This is a genomic window from Siphonobacter sp. SORGH_AS_0500 (assembly GCF_002838835.1).
GTDB lineage: Bacteria > Bacteroidota > Bacteroidia > Cytophagales > Spirosomataceae > Siphonobacter.
Genome location: NZ_NHPP01000007.1, coordinates 251,417 through 271,786, shown reverse-complemented (window position 1 = coordinate 271,786; position 20,370 = coordinate 251,417). Strand labels below are relative to the sequence as shown.

Genomic DNA, 20,370 nt, shown 5'->3' with positions numbered 1-20,370 from the left:
AATAGTAAAAAGCATCTAGCAATTGAACGTATTACGTGAGCTATTCCCATACGAGTAAACGCCCCTGATTTGAGACTTTGCAAATAATTATAAAAGCACGCAAATTCCCAAATAAGCTTATTCACTAACCTTTGTTAAACTGCTTAAAATCGTCCATAACTATCGAAATCCATCCCATTTTATAGCCGAATAATAATCATTTTTTGCGGCATTTATGGCTCTATTAAAAATCCTTCGTTAGGAAAAAAGAAGGATTCATTGGGAGAAAGTAGGCCTTACTTATGTAATCTATCTGTAGGTTCGAAAAATGAAACTATTTTGAGTAATCGTCATCACCCCGTTCAATCTATCCGCTATGTTTTTTTCTATCTACTCTATTTTTTTCAGGCCTCTTACTTTTTCTAGAACCCTGAATCGTTAGCTGCTTTATTTTCTTCTTAGACAAATATCATTAGCCCATACCAAGGATCCCGTGTGTCCCCCTCTGGATTCCTCATCAGACATTAGTCCTCAAACCCACCCCAAACAGATGATGAACGCAGTGGATCTCGATCAGCCCATTCTGACGCTGGACGCGTCAACGGGACGTGGATTTTGGACTATCCGTCATGCGGTCGAAGGCGTACAGATTTTCGGCGGCATTGGATCGGGTAAGACTTCCGGCTCGGGTCGAATGCTCGCCCTCAAATACCTTCAAGCGGGCTTTGGCGGGTTAGTGCTCACCGTCAAACCCGATGAAAAACAAGCCTGGATCGAATACTGTCAGCAAACGGGTCGGAGCGAGGATCTGATTATTCTCGAACCCGGTGGCCCGCACCGATTCAACTTTCTTCGCTACGAGTCAGCGAAATCCAGCGGCGGCAGTCCTCTGACCGAAAACCTGGTCGATGTGCTTAAAACCGTCATTCGGGCAGGTGAGGAAAAAGATGCGGGTAAAAGTGACGATGCTTTTTGGGAAACCGCACTGGATATGCTCATGTTCAATGTCATCGATCTTTGCCAACTAGCGTACGGCCATGTTTCCATTAGCGATCTCTATAACATTGTTCAGACCATTCCAAAAACCATTGAAGGGCTTAAAACCGATGATGAACACGGCGGTATCAAGTATTTTCATCAAGCTTTTGAACGGGCCAAGGCCCAAGTCAATGCCTGGGCGGAAGAATGGTTTACTGGCCTGTCTTTTGAGGATCAGCAACGTCTACAAGAGGACGCTTTCCTGGAAGAAGCACTTTTGGAGGCCGTTCCTCAGGCCCGGCTCTTCAAATACATCGATCAATTTTTTGTAGAAAATTTCATCCCGCTAACGGATAAGACCCGTTCCATTATCGACTTTATTTTTTCGGGATTTCTTTTCCGCTTGCTTCGCGAACCCGTTTATTCGCTGTTTTGCCGGGATGAGCAGTCTACCGTAATGCCAGAAGATTCACTGACTGGTAAAGTCATTCTCATCAATCTCCCCGTCAAGATTTATCACAAAGTGGGACGGGATTGCCAGATTCTCTTCAAGTACCTTTGGCAACGGGCCATAGAGCAACGGGATATAGGAACGAATGGGTGTCCCGTTTTCCTGTGGGCGGACGAAGCTCAAAACTTTATCCACGAACACGACGCTGATTTTCAGGCAACGGCCCGGAGTAGCCGGGTTGCTACCGTCTATATTTCGCAAAACCTTCCCAACTATTATGCCTGCATGGGCGGAGGAAAAGCTGAGTTCAAAGTCAAAAGCTTTTTAGGGACCTTGGCCACCAAGATCTTTCACGCCAATGCGGATATTGAAACGAATAAATATGCTTCCGAACTCCTGGGAGATGCATTTTTTGAAGACCGCTCCGAAAGCATCACCGTCTCCCAGAACTTCTCTCAAACGCAGTCGAGATCTCTGAAGCTGGAACGGGCTGTCAGGCCAGAAGGCTTTGTTCGGCTCAAAACCGGCGGGCCGCAAAATGACTTTCGCGTGGAAGGGTACCTACACCGTCAGGGCGACAGCCTGATTGGAACGGTCAACTACGTTAAAATGCGTTTTAACCAACACTACTTCCCTATTGACTAGTAGTCTCACTCTTTTAAATACCCTAACTAACTTCAATCATGAAAAAGAATCTGTATTACCGCAGTGTGTTTAAACGAACCAGTCAGTTTAAGGACAATTTAGCAGCCTTTTTTCTAGCTTTTTGCTCCTGGCCTCGCCTGCTTCTGGAAGTGTTTATTCGTCGAAACATGGGGGAACGTTACTTTTCTTTTTCGACCGCTCTTTTCATTACCTTTGTTTTGTGCCTAATCCCGCCCTTTTTTAGTCTTATTTTCAGTAAGATTAGTCCTCAATTTGGCTTCGGTTTTTTCGTTCTATCATTCGGTAGCTGGTATCTGTACCTGGCCGCTTTTATTTACATGTGCCTACAGCGGCGAGAAGAGATCAAACGATTACCTTCCGTCTTTGATTTTGCCCGATTCAGCCTTTCGACTGGTCACATTCACCCTCGCTTCCGAGCATTTACCTGGATGGGAAAAACCTGTGATACCCGTACCATTGAAACCATTCTCGAACCCGCTTTCTTCTTCCTCATTGGATTTGGACTGTTCATGCTCAGTCAATACGTAGGACTGCTTATTCTCTGGTGCAGCATCTTTTATGCATTGAGTTACCGGGCTGCGTATCGACAAGGCGATCATTTCGTCATGGATAAAATAGATGAGTATATCAGTAATGAAGAACTCTCTAGATCCTTCATCGAAGGTCGACCCGTGGAGGAAACACGCGGCTTTCCCTTCTACGGACGACGACCAACGGACCCAGAGATGCGACGCCAACTTGCCAGCTCCTTCATAGTTGATGATGAGGTTGTCGATGTTTCATGACTAGCCTTAGCAGTGCTAAGGGGAGATGTCTGATGCAAAAATGATTGATGGCGTTTAACACTAGCCGTTACCGGGTATACGCTTTTCGTCACACAGCTCTGAGCCGATTCGCGTTTAATGAAAGGCAAAATATGGGATATGCATACTGGTTGAAGTGATGGTGTGTTTTCCGTTTCAACCGACCTATAGTTTATGCTTCTATTACGTGGTGGGAGGAATGGGCGTACGGCCATTTCATCGGATGGATTCAGCTCTCAGGATAGAAAAAGGTTCGTTGACCTTGGACACAAAAAATCCGGGCAAGTCACCCTGCCCGGATTAAGCGGTCAATGGATAGAATTTATTCCTAAGAATAAATATCTACTGGCTCAAGCGGTGCCACTGGTGTTGCAGTTGGGACGTAAGGCTGAACCTTGCGAACCACCAGCGGGATGCGGATACCAAACAGGCTCAGTGAGATATTCATGCCATCATTATCTGCGTGAATCCAAGCTGCACCGGCTTTGTTCCATTCTTTCTGCTCACTGCCCTTCTTGTTCGTCAGGAAGTATACAGCGTGGGTTGGGTATTTCTTTTCGGTTTGGTTTTGGGTTTCTGTGGTCATCGTAAATCTCCTTTCAGGGTTGGTCGATGATGGCAGCGAAAAGAGTGCGACCCGGACGGGACAGCTCCCCGGAGCGAAGCGGAGTCGTCAGATGATTTTTTACACCGTAAAAAATCAGGATAAGCGTCGTCCCGTCCGGGTTGCACTACGCTGACAGCATAAATCGACTAACCTTGAAAGGAGATTCTCCCACGTTCCATGAAACACAAAGCTGAACCGAATGACTCAAACGATCGCTATGCTGCTTTGTGAATGAAGGGCAGTGACCCGGCAAAGCTCAACTCGCGGGGCTTTGTTTGGCGAAACAAGGGTTTCGTATGGCCTATCACATCCTGATTTTTTGTTTTCTGCTGTGTTCTGTAGCTTGAGGCATTCCGTATACCAATCGAAGGCCTCGAAGGCTTGGTATTAAGGCTGTTGCTTCGTCGTTAAGGCTCGGTGGAATGAAAAGCTGGTTTCAAGCTCCTGTTATAAGCTGCTCCCATGATTCGGATGATCCAGGCCAGCAACGCTGACCATGCCAAATCCTATTTCAGTCAGGCCCTCTCCAAAGCTGATTATTACATCAATGATCAGGAGATGAGCGGTTATGTGCGGGGCAAATTGGCCGAACGATTGGGATTAACGGGCCCAGCCAGCAAAGAGGTATTCTTTGCTTTGTGTGAAAATGTCAACCCAACGACGGGGAAATCCCTGACGCCCCGAACCAACGAAGAACGACGCGTGGGATATGACATTAACTTTCACAGCCCAAAATCTTTATCGATTCTGCACGCCCTAGCCAAGGACGATCACCTGCTCAAAGCCTTCGAGGCGAGTGTGCAACAGACGATGCTGGATATTGAAGCTGATAGCAAAGCTCGCGTTCGCAAGGAAGGATCCTATAGTGATCGATCCACCGGTGAACTGATGTGGGCGGACTTTATTCACCAGACGGCCCGGCCTGTCGAAGGGCATCTCCCCGACCCTCATTTACATGCCCACTGCTTTGTCTTCAACGCCACGTTTGATGAAGCCGAAGGCCGCGTCAAAGCAGGCCAATTCGGCGACATCAAACGCGATATGCCCTACTACCAAGCTCGATTTCACAAGTACCTATCAGATCAACTCATCGATTTAGGGTATGGTATCCGTCGAACTGAGCAGTCGTTTGAAATTGAAAACGTCCCTGAAGACGTCATTAAGCTGTTCTCCAAACGTACGGATGAGATTGGTCGGGTTGCCAAAGAAAAAGGGATTACGGACATCCACGAGCTTAGTGAACTGGGAGCCCGCACCCGCAGCAAAAAACAAACGGGTGTGAGCATGACCGAGCTTAAAGCTGACTGGAAACGGCAAATCCAGGAGCTAAACCCGAAAGGGAACCCAGAGGACGGAGCCCGGATCATCCGGCACGCACCGGAGATGATCCGGGAGATCGTCCATGCCAAGGATTGCGTCGATCAGGCCGTGCTCCACGGATTTGAGCGAGCTTCGGTGTTGCCGGATCGCCGCCTGCTGGCGAGAGCCTACCGACAGAGCATTGGACAGCGATCCATTGCACTTGACGCTGTGGATCTCTGCTTGCAGGCCGATCCACGGGTCATCGCGATTGACGATGGGAATCAGAAGTTCCTCACAACCCGGCAGGTGATTGCCGAGGAGCATCGCATGGTTAAGCTCGCTCGCAGCGGTCAGGGCAAACTCAGGCCCTTGTATCTGGAAGCTCCCAAGCTTGCCCTGGAGGGCAAGCAGGCCCAAGCCGTGGAACATGTCCTGACTACCTCTAATCGGGTTTCTATTATCCGAGGGGTGGCAGGTTCTGGGAAAACGACCTTGATGCAAGAAGCCGTCAAGCACATGGAAGCTGCGGGCAAGACGGTCACCGTCGTCGCTCCCACGTCGGAAGCCTCGCATGGGGTCTTACGCAGCGAAGGGTTTAAGCAAGCAGATACGGTCACACAATTACTCCTGAATAAAAAAAGACAGGAAACTTTGGCGGGGCAAGTTCTCTGGGTGGATGAAGCGGGGCTTTTGGGAACTCAGGACATGACCGCTCTGCTGGAACTAGCGACCCGGCAAAATGCCCGGCTTATCCTGGGCGGTGATACGCGTCAACATTCCAGCGTGGTTCGCGGGGACGCGTTACGGATTCTCAACACCGTGGGGCGGATTCAAACAGCAGAGGTAACTAAAATTTATCGACAGCGTAATGAAGATTATCGGTCGATCGTCACGGATCTGTCCCACGGGATGGTTGAGTCTGCTTTAAAAAAACTCGATGGACTTGGGGCGATTACTGCGGTTGATCCATTGAAACCCACGAAGGAACTGCTGGCGGATTATAAGCAGGCCGTCAAAGACCAAAAGTCCATTCTGGTCATTTCGCCCACCCGTCAGCAGGCAGATGAATTAACGCTCAGCATTCGCAAGGACTTGCGGGACGAAGGCCTTTTGGGAAAGAAGGAAGTTGTTGTGCATCGGCTCGTGAATCGTAATCTAACCGAAGCTGAAAAAGGAGATTGGTCGATCATTGAAGAGGGAAATATCATTCAATTCAACCAGAACCTCTCCGGTATTCAGCGGGGAAGTCGCTGGAGAGTCACGGAGCGTACGGATCATCACGTTACTATTGCCAACAGTCAGGATGAAACGCAAGTGTTACCGACCAATAAAAGTAGTTCCTATGAAATCTATCGGTCCAAGCCCTTAGCTCTTTCCAAAGGAGACAAAATCCGTATTACCCGTAACGGTTTTGATGATCAGGACAAACGGCTCAATAACGGGCAATTGCTGGAGGTCGCCTCCGTCAAAAAAGACGGGCAAATCACTCTGCTAGGGTCAGGGGGTAAAACCCGATACCGGGTTGGTAAGGAGTTTGGTCACCTGGCTCATGCCTATTGCGTGACCAGCCATGCTTCGCAGGGGAAAACCGTTGATGAAGTGTTCATCTGGCAGCCCGCCGAAACGTTTCCGGCCACGACCTCGAAACAGTTCTACGTTTCGGTGTCTCGTGGCCGAGATCGGGCTCGCGTTTACACGGATGATAAAGAAACCTTACTAAACTACGCCAAGCGGGTGGGAGATCGCACTTCTGCTTTAGAGCTGTTAACAAAACAACCTAAAACCCAGCAACTGGCCGAGCAAACCATCCGCCAGCAATTGCCAAGACAACCGATCAAGGACCCACTTAAGCAACCCACTCCCAAACAAAAGCAGATCAGTAAAGACGATGGACCACGGATTTAAAACACGCTTTGACCAGATGCGGGAAAACAACCCGGCGAGTTTAGAAGCCAAACAGCCGGGGCAGATTGTACCCAATCATGAGGTGTTCCACCCCATCGGCTACGCCCGGAACCTATGTCTGGTTTGGCCAGAAGGAAGACGTTATTTCTTTAATTATGCCTATCTGATTGCCGCTGAGTTTTTACCTGGCCCGGACCTGAACCTGATCCGACTGGAATTTTCCTCTCATCAAGTGGTCTTGAAAGGCTATGAATTAGAAGCTCTTTTCCTGCAATTGTTGGATCATTTGCCTCGTATTATTACTGCCATTGATGCCCGTTATATCATAGACCGTACCCAGGGAGAGAGCCTTATTGTCAATATGGAAGTGGAAAAGCCCAAAAACTGAAATGTTATAGTAAGCTTTCGGTGGGGTTAATTGACGCATAGAGGATACATAAAATGACGTACATACCAAGCTTGGTCGTACGTCATTTCAGCGGAGACGGGTTAACTATTCTCTTATCATCCTAAACGTGTATTGCTTATCCTGAATAGATACCCTTAACACGTATACGCCACGTGGCAGGACTGGTAACTCATCCAGTAAGATGGTTGATCCGTTGGCGTTTTTTAGGCTTTTCTTGTAAAGTGATTTTCCATCGGCTGAATATAATATAACCTGATCCCGTTCAGCCGTTGGAGTGAGATTGACGAATTCTAACGTCAGGTTTTGCTTGAACGGATTGGGGTACGCTTTAACAGTAGGCTCAGGTCCGCCAGGAATAAGTTGCACGGAAATGATGGAGGAATGGCTCCGAATACCATCTTTATCCACCTGCACCAATCGGTAATAGAGGACATTGGTTTTAAGCTGCAAAGCTTCGACATCCAGATATTGGTAATTCCTCGTTTCACGGGACTCTCCAGCAGCAGTGATTTTGCCCAGATCGGTAAAATGCTTACCGTCCAGGGATCGTTCGATTACAAAATGATCCGTATTTACTTCCCAGACGGTCGCCCATGATAGGTATACCCCTTCGACCGTTGGTTTTCCTTTGAAGAAGAGCCATCGCAGAGGCAATCCAGTTTCAGCCAGAATTTTTACGGAAACATCGGCTTTTGATTTCATGGCCTCCTGATTTCCCACGTGATCCGTAGCCAGCGTAAAGAAGCCGTAGGTATTGCCAACAGCACCAGTAAATTGCGTTGAAGTCGTGGTCAGGCCTGATTTATAAAGAGAAAACACCCCCCCATTTTCAGACACATACAAACTATATTCCCGAATTCCAACGCCCTGTGCATCATCGGCTCCCTCCCAAGTAACGTTGAAGGAACGGACTTGAGCTTCCGCTGCCATGGGTTTGACCTTGCTTTGGGGCACACCGGCATCAATCGTGTTCTTCCACAGATTAGTGGCGATGATCTCTTCTACATCAAATATGATGCTGGCACGGGCTGAAATAGTATCCTGGGTTTGACTATTGCTTAAGGGCAGCAGACTGAATGTAACATAGCCCTCCCCATTGTGCTTCAGACTGTCATTAACGGGTAAAAAGCCTGTATTCGCCGGCAAGGTAGCAGCTAATCCGGTAGCAGGATCAATGCTTTGGAAAATCCAAAATGCCCGGCGGTTGGTTACATCCAGGCCTGCTGTGATGTCCACAAACACGCCCAGACTATCCCGCACGTCCAAGCGATTGGTGTAGACGCTGGTATTGGGTGGAACGGAAAAATTGAAACGTCCAAATCCAAAATCACTGATCCGGAGTGATGATGGGTTTAACTTGGTATGGATGGGAACATAGATAGTAACGTTCTGAGCCGGAGCGGTGGCAAATTCCGGATCGTTCTCAAACAGCACCTTGTATTCCTGGGTCTGCTTGACCGAGACCCACCGCCGTAAGGTATCATAACCCGGACGGCCAATGATTTCATTGGGGTCTGAAGCACGAACTACCGGAATAGAAATGCCCGGCGGTAAGATTTCCGAACAATCACCGCTGGGACAACCGGGTTTACCCTCTGAATCACCAGGATTACATGAAGGTTTTTCCTGTGCAAAACAGATTGATAGAGAAGAAAAAAAACAAGTAATCTATATAGATTTTTCATCTAGAGCAGATAGGTCAATAAACTTTTAGATTTTCGTTGAAAGTATTATGTATACAATACATTAATTTAAAAATATATTTTACAAAAAAATAGTCATTCACAAGTTGATTTTATAATTATAGATCATATTTTCAAACAAATGTTTACTTCCAAATTCTTTTATAAGAAATTTTTCTATTCTATTAATACTACTTTTTTCTATATTAAAAACTCTTTCAAACATATTTACATATTTATCATCACACCCAATAATCGTGATACTTGGATACTCGCATAAATAAATTCCCCAGCTTTCATTATCCCCATAAATGAAAAAGTCACTAGTTATTAGTCCAAATATATTATCAAATTTTTCTATTTTATGTTTATAACTATTATAATCAACGTCAGTCTTTATATTTTCCATAAAGGGTAATATATTTTCTGATTTTATCGGATTTATATTCTCATGTATATGTACATATTTTTCATTTAATTCTTTCATTAAATTCATAAAGCTAATGTATTCTATTTCACTATTAAATAAGTCGCCTCCCATATTTAATAGGAATTTAAATTCTCTTTTTTTAAATACCATATCAGGAGGAAATATTTGGCCTACCCCTTCTGAATTTATCTCAAATACTTTATTTTTCATAGTATGAACCTGATTTTCCTACAAAATCATTAGTTATTTATTTTTTTATACGTATCTTATACAATGTCCCTCCCTTATTTATTGCAATTGTCGCAATTCCGTTTGAGGATGCATTATATTTAGTGATAAAAGTTCCGTCTGGAAGTTGTATTCGATTATTAGTAATTTGTTTACTACCTTTTGAAAGAGACATAAATATTTCATCTATATTACCTTCAATAAATCCTTGTTGAGTTCCATTTGTTAAGCGTCCTAATGGACCAGATGATTCAATAATATCATTAACTCTCTTAGATGAAAGAATTTTGTTTAAAACACTTCCAGCATTCTTAATTAATATATTCCCTCCAGCTATTCCCACAATAGCATCTAACCCGATTCCAGCTAACTGTAATGGTATATTGCAAGGGAATAATGCTTTCGCTACATCTCCAAACGCTCCTCCAGTACTAGTTGGCTCTTCATCCCTCCAGGCAGCTTTTAGATTTTGGTAATTTTGATAAAAACCGTAGCCAAAATACCCCATTCCAGCAACTCCAGCAACACCTAAACCAATAGTAGGAGCTCCGCCGAGAGCTACAACCGCCGAGCTTGTAAAGCCTATTCCATTGCTAATGATACCTCCAATTGCTCCTAAAACACCTAATTTATTGACCAACCCTAATGGATCTGTCGCATTAATTATGTTGTTATTAACATACGCATAATTGTTAAGGCCATCGATATACTCTAACGGATCCCGCTGAGCAAAACGTCCCAAGATTGGATTTAACTCTCGATTCCGGTAATGATAGGTTTTAAAAGCAAATTCATAGGGCCTTCCTGTATATAGTAGATTATTGATAGACGAAGTTGCTAGCTCTACATCTGCTGGGCTAAAGACATGAGGTGTACCAAATGGATCGTAGGTGTAGTATTCCAGCAGATTGCCAGAGCCGTCAGTTATTGATTGAACCGTATGGAGATCGTCGGTCTGATAAAAGTAATCTTTGCCTGCGTTGTTGCTGTAGAGTATCTGATCAATCTCGTTTCCATACACATAGGTTCTGGTCGACGTACCCGTCACTTCCTCAAGCACCTGATCCAAATCGTAGTAATATTGGGTGGTTACGCCGTTCTGCATTCGGCTGATGCGGCGTCCCAAGGCATCATAGGCATAGGTTACCTGATCCGTTCCTTTCTGGATGGAGGTTACCCGGTTCTCAAAGTCATAAGTATAGGTATTGAGTCCATCGCTGAGTAGATTCCCATTTCGGTCATATACCGGAGGAGCGTTGCTATTGTTGGTGTTGATCGCCGTATATTGATTGACGTAATTGGCGGTGTACGTCTTTTCTATAGAGCCTTCTACTGCTTTGGTTCGATTGCCTAAAGCATCATAGATATATTGAAAATTCAGGTTAGGGATGAGCTGATTGTTGCTATACTGTCCAACTTTCGCACTGATTAACTGAAAGTTAGCATCGTATCCGTACTGCTCTGAGCGGGTGGGTTTGTGCACGCGTTCGGCTAGCGTTCGTTGATCTGCCGCGTCGTATTGATAAAGAATATTTAACTGGGACGCAGGGGTTGCCGTCAGACTCAACAAATTGTTCATCTTATCGTAGCTGTAGCTGGCGGACGTTCCGTTTTGAAACGTTTTCTTCGTTAGTCGATCCGCTCCGTCGTATTGCAAGCCAGCCAGCGAAGCCCCATTTTTCTTGATGTCGAGCAGTCGATCCCGCACATCAAGCGTCCATTCGATCTTCGTCCCTCCGGGGTAGGTTATAGTCTTGGTCTTCCCAGAAGGGTTGTGGGTATAAGTCGTCGCTTTACCGTTGTTATCTTCTTTCAGTAACCGTCCAGCAGCATCGTAGGAGAGTGTGATGATTGCATTCGCGTTAGCCGCTTTGATGAGAAAGCCAGCGGCATCGTAAGCCAGGGTTTCCTTGACGTTGCCAGGGTATTGACGTTCAGTCATTCGTCCCAGAGCGTCATAGGTATATTGAATCTTGGTCCCGTTACCCGTCGTTTTTTCGATTAACCGTCCAGCCGCATCATAGGCAAAGCGTTTAGTTGAACCATCTGCATAGGTTTGCAAAGTAACCTGGTTCCGGGCGTCATACGTATAGGACGTTGCATTCCCCTTAGCATCCAGAATATTGACCAAATTGCCTTTCGCATCATAGACAAAGCGGTTGGGATGGCCCAAAGGATCGGTCAAGGTCGTGGTCCGATTAAGTTTATCATACACCAAGAGTGTTACATTCCCTTTCTGGTCTATCTCTTTAATCTTGTTGCCATTGGCATCGTATGCTCGCTGAATCGTCGTTTGGTTGGGAAAGGTGGTCTTAATCAGTTGGTCATCGGCATCGTATTGAAAAGAGGTCGTATTACCATTGCCGTCTTTTTCCGTGAGCACATTACCGTTAGCATCATACGTATAGGCAATGATCGTCCCTACTTGGTCCGTCGTCGTCAGCAGTTGGCTATTGTCATCGTAGGTATGGGTTTCGAGTTTACCATTGGGATAAGTAACGGTCTTTTCATTTCCTAAAGCGTCGTACGTATAAGCCGTTGCTTCATTCAAAGGGTTTTTCACACCCATCAAACGACCCAGAGCATCATAGGTGTAGGCCGTGGTGCGATTCAACGGATCTTTTTCCGACACTCTATTTCCCCTTGCATCATACGTGAACGTTGTTACTCCACCTAACGCATCGGTCAGTGTGGTACGACGATTGAGTTTATCGTAGGTAGCTGTTGTGGTGCGGCCTGTTTTGTCTTTTACCGATAGACGATTTCCTACCGCGTCATACGCATATTCTTCCAACTTCTGGAAAGGGTCGATCGTTTTTACGAGCCGTTGTAAGGCATCATATTGATGGGTCGTCGTGCTCCCATTCGGATCAATCTCGGCGATGCGGTTTCCCATCGCATCGTAACTGTAGGTGGTAACGCCACCCAAAGCATCAGTCACTTTACTTAGGCGATACAGGTCATCATAGGTGAATCGAGTGGTATTGCCATTCTTATCGGTTTCACTGATTTTGTTGCCCGCTCCATCATACTCGTAGAAGACCGTATGTCCCAGCCCATCCGTGATCGATAAAGGCTGTTTGCGACTGTTATAGGTATATTGGGTAACATTTCCCCGGCTGTCCGTTTCCCTGATGAGGTTACCTTGACCATCATATTCGGCCAGCGTACTATTTCCCAGCGGAAATGTAGTTTTGATGCGTCTTCCTAACCCATCATACTCGTATCGCGTGATCTTTCCTAAGGCATTCGTTTCCGACTCCAGCAGACGCAGCTTGTTATAGCTATACGTTGTCACCTGGCCCAATGCATCCGTCATTTTGATGCGTTGATTTAGAGCATTGTAGACGTAGATGGTCTGGTTTTTATCGGCGTCGGTTTCCGTCAAGAGATTGCCGTAACAATCATACGTGAACGACCGAACGCCACCTTCGGGATCGGTTATTTGCGTCAGCAGTCCAGCAGCGTTGTAGGAGTAAGTGGCGGTTGCATTATTGGCATTGGTATAGGTCTGCCGGTTACCTTTGGCGTCGTAAGTTGATTTCTCAGTGCTGCCCAGCGGCTTATTAGCGGTTAGCAAATGCCCTTTGGCATCGTACGTATAAGTGGTTTGGTTACCCTTTTTATCCGTTATACTGGTGACTCGATTTAAAACTTGGTCATAGCTATAGGATGTCACCTGGCCAGCCGGATCCGTTTCTTTCAGTACATTACCTCTGGCATCATAGGCATAAAGCGTTGCTTTCTTGTTGCCATCGGTCAAACGAATAATGTTGTTATTGGCATCGTAACCATATTCGAGATGATAGCCACAGCAATTCCCGTTTTTTTCAATGACGCGGCCTTTTTCATCAAAGGTGTAAGTGGTAACGACATTCTGCCCATTAGCCTGTTCAGCTACGAAGGTTTTAAACTGACGAGATACATAGCTGAAGGTATGGCTGGTGGCACAGGAAATCACTCGGGAAACGGCCCCATTACGGTTATAAAGGAAACTCATGTTATTTCCTCCTTCGTCCGAATATCCCGTGATGCGAGCAGACGTATCCGCGTAATACCGAACGTAATCACCAAGAGGATTCGTTACTTTGGACGGGTTGCCATCCTGGTCGTACTCGTAAGTCAACTTACGTTCAGGCGAACAGGTTCGATCCTCAATCGTCGCCAAACGTCCCTGCGTCCAAGTAAATTGTAAGGTATGACCTGAGGAATGGGTCAGTGATTGCAGCAAGGTATCCGAATAAGCCAGACTAATCTGATTACCATCCAGATCCTGCATTCGGGTCAAACGTTTATGACGAGAGTTATCGAAGTAATACCGTAGTCCCTCCTTGGTTTCGACGTAGAATTTACCCGATTCATATTCCTTTAATACGTCGTAAATGCCTGTTGGGGAGGTATATCCAGTCCCCGATTTCGAATAAAAATCCCGACGGCCATCGGCTTGTTCAACCCAAATTCCTTTGGAATCGGGGTGATAAGCCATATTGTAAGTGAACGTCCATCCTTTCCCTAAACCCCAGTTCCGTGAACGGCGACTAGCGTTGTAAGAAAATGTAACGTCAATGGCCATCCCTTGGGCGGGGATACTGACATCGGTTCGGCGGTGGTAGAGATTACCTGTATAACTATTGACTTCAAATCCATTGGGAACCGGAACCGTAGGGCGGGTCCGGTTCTGTGCGAATAGCCCAGGACTAGCCAAGCCCATGAAAAGAAAGCTTGCAACAAACAGCAGGCGGACCATAGACGGTGGAGATTAAGCGATTAATCAGTGATTACAATATCAATGGACGGAATAGTACGATTATTCGAAACCGTATAAACCTTGAAAAAGCCTTTGGCTCCCGGTCGAAGAATGCCTGGAGGCCCTCCCTCTTCCTTGAACTCGAGTACCAGCTCGCTGTTGTTCGCTTTTAACTGATCGACCGAAAAGGCAACCGGGTTATTCTCATTCAAGGAGAGTAGGTATTTTGTAGGAACAGGAATATCCACCGATCCATTATTCTGATAGCTAACGATGAAGGACGTTACTGCTGCAAAACGGACACTCGCCGGGGTTACAAGTTCGGTTTCAAACTGATCTTCAAATCCGACGTTTGTAATGGAACACACAAAGCCAGATCCAACCGTAGTACCCGTATTGGTGGACGTAAAGAGATTACCCGTTCCTTGCGTAATGGTAAAGCTCTTCGGCAACACAGCAGTAGTCCCTCCGGCTTGCACGGCCTCTACATCGTATAAGCCAAGGGGCTTGTTGAGCAGATTGAATGTGACGTAAACCAGCGTCTGATCTATGTATTGTATGCGATACGCCGTGATGTTCTCTGAGCCGTTTTTCCTGAGCCGGAAACTGGTGCGCGAATTAAACCGGGCGCCTGTAATTTTCAGGGTTGCTAAACCCGTGTTTCCGCCTTGATTAGCATCGACCGTTTTAATTCCAAATGGAATGATTCTCGCAAAAAGTGAAACGGGTTGATTTTGTGCCGTCGAATATCCACCGGTCACTAACACGTAATACGTTCCAGCCTCCAAAGACGGTACTATTAATTCCTGATTAGCCAGGAAAGGTGTAGCCCCGCTGTAATCATATTGATTGACGGTAGGCATGCTTCCCTGACGGATAAAAAGCCGGTTGATGGCACCTTTAGCTGAATCTCCTTTTAAGGTCAAAGCTAAGGTTTCACCTGCCAGGGAAGCCGGAATTTCAATCCGATAATACAGCGGAGCCGTCACTGGTAGCGTTGCGGCTGTCAAGGTATTTAAGCGTAATTCTTTGACAGAGACGGCGATGGTGTTCGTTGATACCGCCTGATTGTTGGTTTCGTTTTGCTCAACAATAGTATTGAGAATGTCCGTTTTGACAATGGCGTAATACTGTCCCGTGGGTAGGTTTGCTAATGGTTTTTCCAGCGTATGAACAATACTCGCTTGAGCCGAAAGGTTAATTACACTTTCTAAGGTACCTAATAATACATCTGTTGCATCCCAAATCCCATCTTGTGAGATATATACTGCTTCACGAAGGATTCCCTTGGAAGCATTCGTTCCAATGTTGTTGAGCGTCCATCGAATAGCGATTTTTTCTCCTGCAAAAGACTGTCCACTGGGGAGTGTTACATCCTTAACGATGAGATCGGAGGGTTGCTGCTGGGTAACAAACAGATTTGCATGAACCACATTGTTATTTTCATTGCCTCGTTCAAAGACAGCATTCGTTGCATCTGTTTTAAAAAGCAGGTAGTAATTCCCATTCACATTCGCAGGGATAATGAACTGTAGTGTATCGGTGTATTCTGTTCCTGCTGCTAATGTTGCTGAGTGTGAGCGAGACCCCAACAATAGATCATTCGTTCCTAACTGCGTATCGGTAGACAGATAGAATTGATCAATCCACGTCTGGGCTGGCGTCGAGCCTAAACCGTTATTTCTTACCTTATAGCGAATCGTTAGGGGTTGAGCAGCGATAGCATTAGCAGGCGGTGCTAGCAGCGTAGGAACCAAGTCTACGGGCGGAGGTGTCACAACGGGAATGCTTGTATTCCCGTTCGCTAAACGCATGGTTTGACTGTTATTAGATCGGTTCGGGTCTGCTAACTGTTGCTGACGATCCGTGACAACGATGAAGAACACGTTTCCGCTGATATCCTGTGGTAGCGTAACCGTTAGGTTGCTGGTATAGGAACTTCCTGAGTTTAAAGGAGAAATAACTGCAATACTTCCCAACAACGCATCCGAAGCATCCCACGTAGCATTCGTACTCAGGTAAACGGCGTCTGACCACGTTGGAACTGCGGTCGGACTTGCACTATTATTTTTAACCGACCATTGTACATTCACCGTCTGACCTGCGATAACAATAGAATTAAGAATAGATGCTGTGGATACAGCCAAGTCCGTAGCAGGTAAGGTTACGAGTTTCGTGGGGGTACTCGCCAGCTTTTCGTTATTCGCTTTAGATCCATTTTCAAAAATAACCTGATCAATATCCGATCGAACGGCAATGTAGTAGGAACCAGCCGGGAGGTTACTGGGACTGGGGAAGCCGGTTTGCTGGACATATGATTGTCCACTCGTGAGACTACGGCTTTGATGAGTAGTGCCGAGTAGAACCCGAGTGGATTCATTGAGAACGGGCGTAGGCGACAAGTAGATCGCATCTGTCCAGCTTTTATTAAGCAGGGCTCCAGCTCCACTGTTCCTAACCGTATACCGAATAGTTATTGGTGTCCCCAGCGTATCTACGGAAGGTGTTACGAGCGTCGTGACTTCCAGATCAGCCCAAGAAGAAAGGGTAATGGTAAGAGGAGCCGTGACAAGGTTATTCGTTTCAACGCGTTCAAAAATGGTGTTGGTAGCGTCACTTACCAAGATCAGGTAATACGTTCCAGAAAGGTACGGAGGTAAAACGGCAGAAGCGTTTTTGGTATATTCTCCGCTTGGGTCAAGCAATTGGTTAGAGGGACTTTCAACTAGCAGCACATCGGATGCTGGATCAAAGATTTGATCTTTGGACAAGTAAATTCGATCTATCCATTGCCCGGTATAAAGAGTTGCGTCACTTTCGTTTTTTACTTTCCATTGCAATGCTATGGTTGTTTCTGAAGCGGCGGCAGAGGGGCTGGATAGGCTTTGTGGTTTCAAGTCCGGATTCAAAACCTTTATTTTGTTTACTGCGAGGGCAATATTATCGGACTCATCCGTATTTTCATAGACTTGTTTGTACAGGTCGGCTACAACGAAGAGGTAATAGTCACCTTCTTTAAGGGTGAGTGGAATCTGGACATTTTGCTGCGTTTGAACGCTGCTGAGTGAAAATAGGCTATCTCGTCGAGTCAACTGAGAAATCAAACGTGCGGAGGTAGCATTGAATGTTTGCTCCGATGAAAGATAAACTCCTTCCACCCAGCTTGGAATAGCCGTTAGTGCCCCGTCATTAGCCGTTGTCCAGTTGACTGTAACCGTTTGACCTGCTGACGCTTGCGTAACTGAGCTACCAACGTTGCTAACGACCAAATTTGGGTTCGGTCTTTGGATAATTGTCATGGCAAGACTACTTAGACTATTATTGTCTTCCCGGTTGTATTCAAAAACCCCATTGTAGCGATCCGTCACCACATGAACGTAATACAGGCCTGAAAGATCCAGCGGTAGTTTTAACCTTTGGGTTACCTGATAGGACCCTTCTTTATTTAGCGAACCCTGCCTGCTATACGTATACAGAATTTTATCTCTAGTGACATTAACCGTTTGTTCTTTGCTGATAAACACTTGATCAGTCCAGCTGGTTGCGGTCGTAGGTCCTGTCCCTTTATTAGAAACCGTGTATACCAGTGTGACTTCACCACCAGAAAAAGCATTCAACGGCGAAACCGTTACGGCCGTCACTTGCAAGTCTGGTGGAGGAGCTAAAGAAATCTTTAACGTGGAGCTGATTTTTTGATTATTCGTCAGGCTACTTTCTCGAATGGAACGGGTAGCATTAGCAGTAACAATGATGTAGTAATCTCCTTGTACGGCCTGCGGAATTTTAAAGCTTAGATTAACCGCCCGGTATGATTGCCCCGCCGATAGAGCGGTTAAATTAGCAACTCTGCCCATTAAAAACTTTTGCGTGCTTTTATCCAGATCAGGCTGATCACACAAATAGACCTCATCAAACCAAGAACTACTAGTTCCCCCTTTTCCCTGGTTTTTGATCGTCCAGTTCACCGTCAATTCTGTTTCCGAAACCGCTGTAGATGGAACCGACATTGACTCCACGACCAAATCGGGCAATTGACTGGTTTGAAAGGAACGAATGGGTCCTGCTAACTCTTTACAATCACGTTTAGCAACCACCTGCCATTGATAGGTTTGGTTATTGCGGATCAGATTCGTATCAGAAACAACATGATTAATTGTGCTGATATTGGCAATCGTAGGAACCGTTGGTTTGGAGGAATTTTTAGGCCAGATATACAGATCATAAAGTGTAGCCTTAGCTATAGGAGACCAGGTAAAAGCTACAGGCATGGATAAATTCGTTTCATTATCCTGTGGAAGCAGGTTTTGAAAACTACCCGTCAGAGATTCATTGAACACATTTACAGCGAGTGTTTTCATGGAGTCACTTCCTGCACAGACGCCGGTGTAGTTAACCTGGATCGTATGCAGGCCAGGAGCGGCCCACTGAATCGTGGATGTAGTGCCATTAGACTGCAAGCTGCCTCCGCCAGAAAGAGACCACCTATACAGCCCCGCAGTAGCATCTGCGTTTTTCAAAGCGTAGGTTTTAACGCCTATGCAGGAAACCGTATCACCTATTACACTAAATACGGAAGGCACGCGGCTAATACTTAAAGGGATGCTGTTCGCAGTACTCATCCGAACGGGATTACTGGAGGCAATTCGAATGCGGTAATTGCTGCCCGGTGGCGTAGAATAAGGAATGGTTCCAACAATGGTTCCAGACGAAGTGCTCCGAAAGGTACCTAAATTTTGAGGTGATGAAAAGTCGCCTTTCGCATCTGACAGCTGAGCCGTAAATACATTACCTTCCGAAAACGGACTATTGACAGTAAAAGGAATGGAAACCTGCTTGCCTATGCAGAGCACCGTTTCGAGTACTCCCATGGTAACAAAGACCCCTGTTGGTGGCTCTACGCGAAACGTGCTCCGATTAGTAATACTCCACTGACCTTGCTTGTTTCTAGCTCTCACGTAAAGCATGTGATCTCCTAAAGCTAGATTTTGAGCATCAATTTCAAAGACCAAAGTATCGATAGTTATCGCAGGGGTAAAGGAGAGCTGTTTTCCTTTTCCAAAGCCAGGGTCTTGATCCAGAAAATATTCGACCTGTGTAATTTCAGAAGGTGGCTGCGTCTGAGAAAAATCCTGCTTGTAAAAAGATCGGACATTCGTTTGGCTCCAGCTTCCATTTTCGTTTTTGATGCGGGTATAGAGTTGATGGACACCATTGGATAAGCCTGAAACATCCACCGCAAAGTCTGCACTGGTGGACGTGGTACTGCCAGGTAGGGAAATAGCTTTTGCCTTACCAAAGCCTGGGTCTACATCAACAAAATATTCGCCCTGAAGGATTTTAGGCAATGTGCTTGTGGGGGCAAGGCTGACATCTTTGTAAAACGTACGATTAGCCGTCTGTCCCCAATGCCCCGTGGCATTTTTAAAGCGTGTATAAAGTCGATGAAATCCCGGCGATAGGCCACTGAGGTCACAGATTAGCGAAACATTGTTAAGATCTATACCACGCGTAAAGGAAATGGATTTCCCCTGACCAAATCCCGGATCCTGATCAACGAAATACTCACCTGCAACAAGCGGAACTAAAGTAGAGGATTCGAGAGATACATTTTCTTTATAAAAGGTTCGCGTTTGCGTAAGACTCCAATGCCCTTTATTGTCTTTAAAACGAACATATAAGCGATGAAAGCCACCGGATAAGGTTGTGAGATCAAACGTCAAAGACGTTCGGCTAGAGTCTGCCACTGAGGTAATGGATACATTCTTGCCTTTTCCAAAGCCCGGATCTACATCAATAAAATATTCGCCCTGGATGATTTTAGCGGATGTGAGAGCTGGTTTGTCAAACGTTTCCTTGTAAAATATACGTGTTTGAGTCAACGACCAGCTGCCCTTGGTCACATTCACATCTCCCTCGCTTACCTGGTAAGGTTTTACTTTTGACCGCACATATAACGTATGAAAGCCCGCCGACAAATTTTTAACGTCCACCGAGAAGTTGGCCGTAATATCTTGGCCTGGCGTGATGGAAACGGGAATTGCTTTGCCAAATCCGGGGTCTTTATCAACGAAATACTCAAGTTGAGAGATCTGTTGAGCATTTAGCTGAAAGGGTAACCAACAGCATAGCAATGCTAACAACCTAATCCCATAGGTATATAGTAGTCTCATACCAGCAGCATTC

The 20,370-nt window shown here is 45.9% G+C and carries 10 protein-coding genes; 5 read left to right on the top strand and 5 right to left on the bottom strand.

Going from position 1 to position 20,370, the window contains the following annotated elements; genetic code table 11:
- The first annotated feature begins 472 nt into the window (after window positions 1-472).
- Together BWI96_RS10575 and BWI96_RS10570 are read left to right on the top strand one after the other, a co-directional pair.
- Complete coding sequence (locus BWI96_RS10575) at window positions 473-2,053, top strand: type IV secretory system conjugative DNA transfer family protein (RefSeq protein WP_198555230.1); 1,581 nt, start codon at window positions 473-475, stop codon at window positions 2,051-2,053.
- Window positions 2,054-2,091: 38 nt separating this feature from the next.
- Window positions 2,092-2,859: a hypothetical protein gene (locus BWI96_RS10570; RefSeq protein WP_106636607.1), complete on the top strand. Its 768-nt coding sequence runs from the start codon at window positions 2,092-2,094 to the stop codon at window positions 2,857-2,859.
- A 346-nt stretch (window positions 2,860-3,205) separates the two neighbouring features.
- Here BWI96_RS10570 and BWI96_RS10565 read toward each other — a convergent pair whose 3' ends face one another.
- Window positions 3,206-3,463 (bottom strand): hypothetical protein, encoded by a 258-nt coding sequence (locus BWI96_RS10565; protein ID WP_106636606.1) that lies wholly within the window; start codon window positions 3,461-3,463, stop codon window positions 3,206-3,208.
- 483 nt (window positions 3,464-3,946) lie between these two features.
- Here BWI96_RS10565 and mobF point away from each other — a divergent pair, with 483 nt between their 5' ends.
- Together mobF and BWI96_RS10555 are read left to right on the top strand one after the other, a co-directional pair.
- Entirely contained in the window at window positions 3,947-6,691 is a 2,745-nt protein-coding gene (mobF, locus tag BWI96_RS10560) for a MobF family relaxase (RefSeq protein WP_232793678.1), read from the top strand.
- Window positions 6,675-7,079, top strand: a complete 405-nt coding sequence (locus BWI96_RS10555) for a hypothetical protein (RefSeq protein ID WP_106636605.1) — start codon at window positions 6,675-6,677, stop codon at window positions 7,077-7,079. Before mobF ends, BWI96_RS10555 begins: the two co-directional genes overlap by 17 nt.
- 105 nt (window positions 7,080-7,184) lie before the next feature.
- Here BWI96_RS10555 and BWI96_RS10550 read toward each other — a convergent pair whose 3' ends face one another.
- Window positions 7,185-8,534, bottom strand: coding sequence for a T9SS type A sorting domain-containing protein (locus BWI96_RS10550; RefSeq protein ID WP_106636604.1), 1,350 nt, complete (start codon window positions 8,532-8,534; stop codon window positions 7,185-7,187).
- A gap of 64 nt (window positions 8,535-8,598) precedes the next feature.
- On the opposite strand from BWI96_RS10550, the gene BWI96_RS21580 reads away from it, so the two are divergent.
- Window positions 8,599-8,814, top strand: a complete 216-nt coding sequence (locus BWI96_RS21580; RefSeq protein ID WP_157830308.1) for a hypothetical protein — start codon at window positions 8,599-8,601, stop codon at window positions 8,812-8,814.
- A gap of 68 nt (window positions 8,815-8,882) precedes the next feature.
- Here BWI96_RS21580 and BWI96_RS10545 read toward each other — a convergent pair whose 3' ends face one another.
- From BWI96_RS10545 to BWI96_RS10535, 3 genes are read right to left on the bottom strand one after another with little or no spacing between them, the layout of a single operon-like run.
- Window positions 8,883-9,422 carry a hypothetical protein gene (locus tag BWI96_RS10545; protein WP_106636603.1) on the bottom strand — a complete coding sequence of 180 codons (540 nt, stop codon included), beginning with the start codon at window positions 9,420-9,422 and terminating at the stop codon, window positions 8,883-8,885.
- A gap of 37 nt (window positions 9,423-9,459) precedes the next feature.
- Window positions 9,460-14,187 carry an RHS repeat-associated core domain-containing protein gene (locus tag BWI96_RS10540; protein ID WP_106636602.1) on the bottom strand — a complete coding sequence of 1,576 codons (4,728 nt, stop codon included), beginning with the start codon at window positions 14,185-14,187 and terminating at the stop codon, window positions 9,460-9,462.
- Between the two features lie 20 nt (window positions 14,188-14,207).
- Entirely contained in the window at window positions 14,208-20,327 is a 6,120-nt protein-coding gene (locus BWI96_RS10535; protein ID WP_198555229.1) for a CARDB domain-containing protein, read from the bottom strand.
- Window positions 20,328-20,370: the final 43 nt, after the last annotated feature.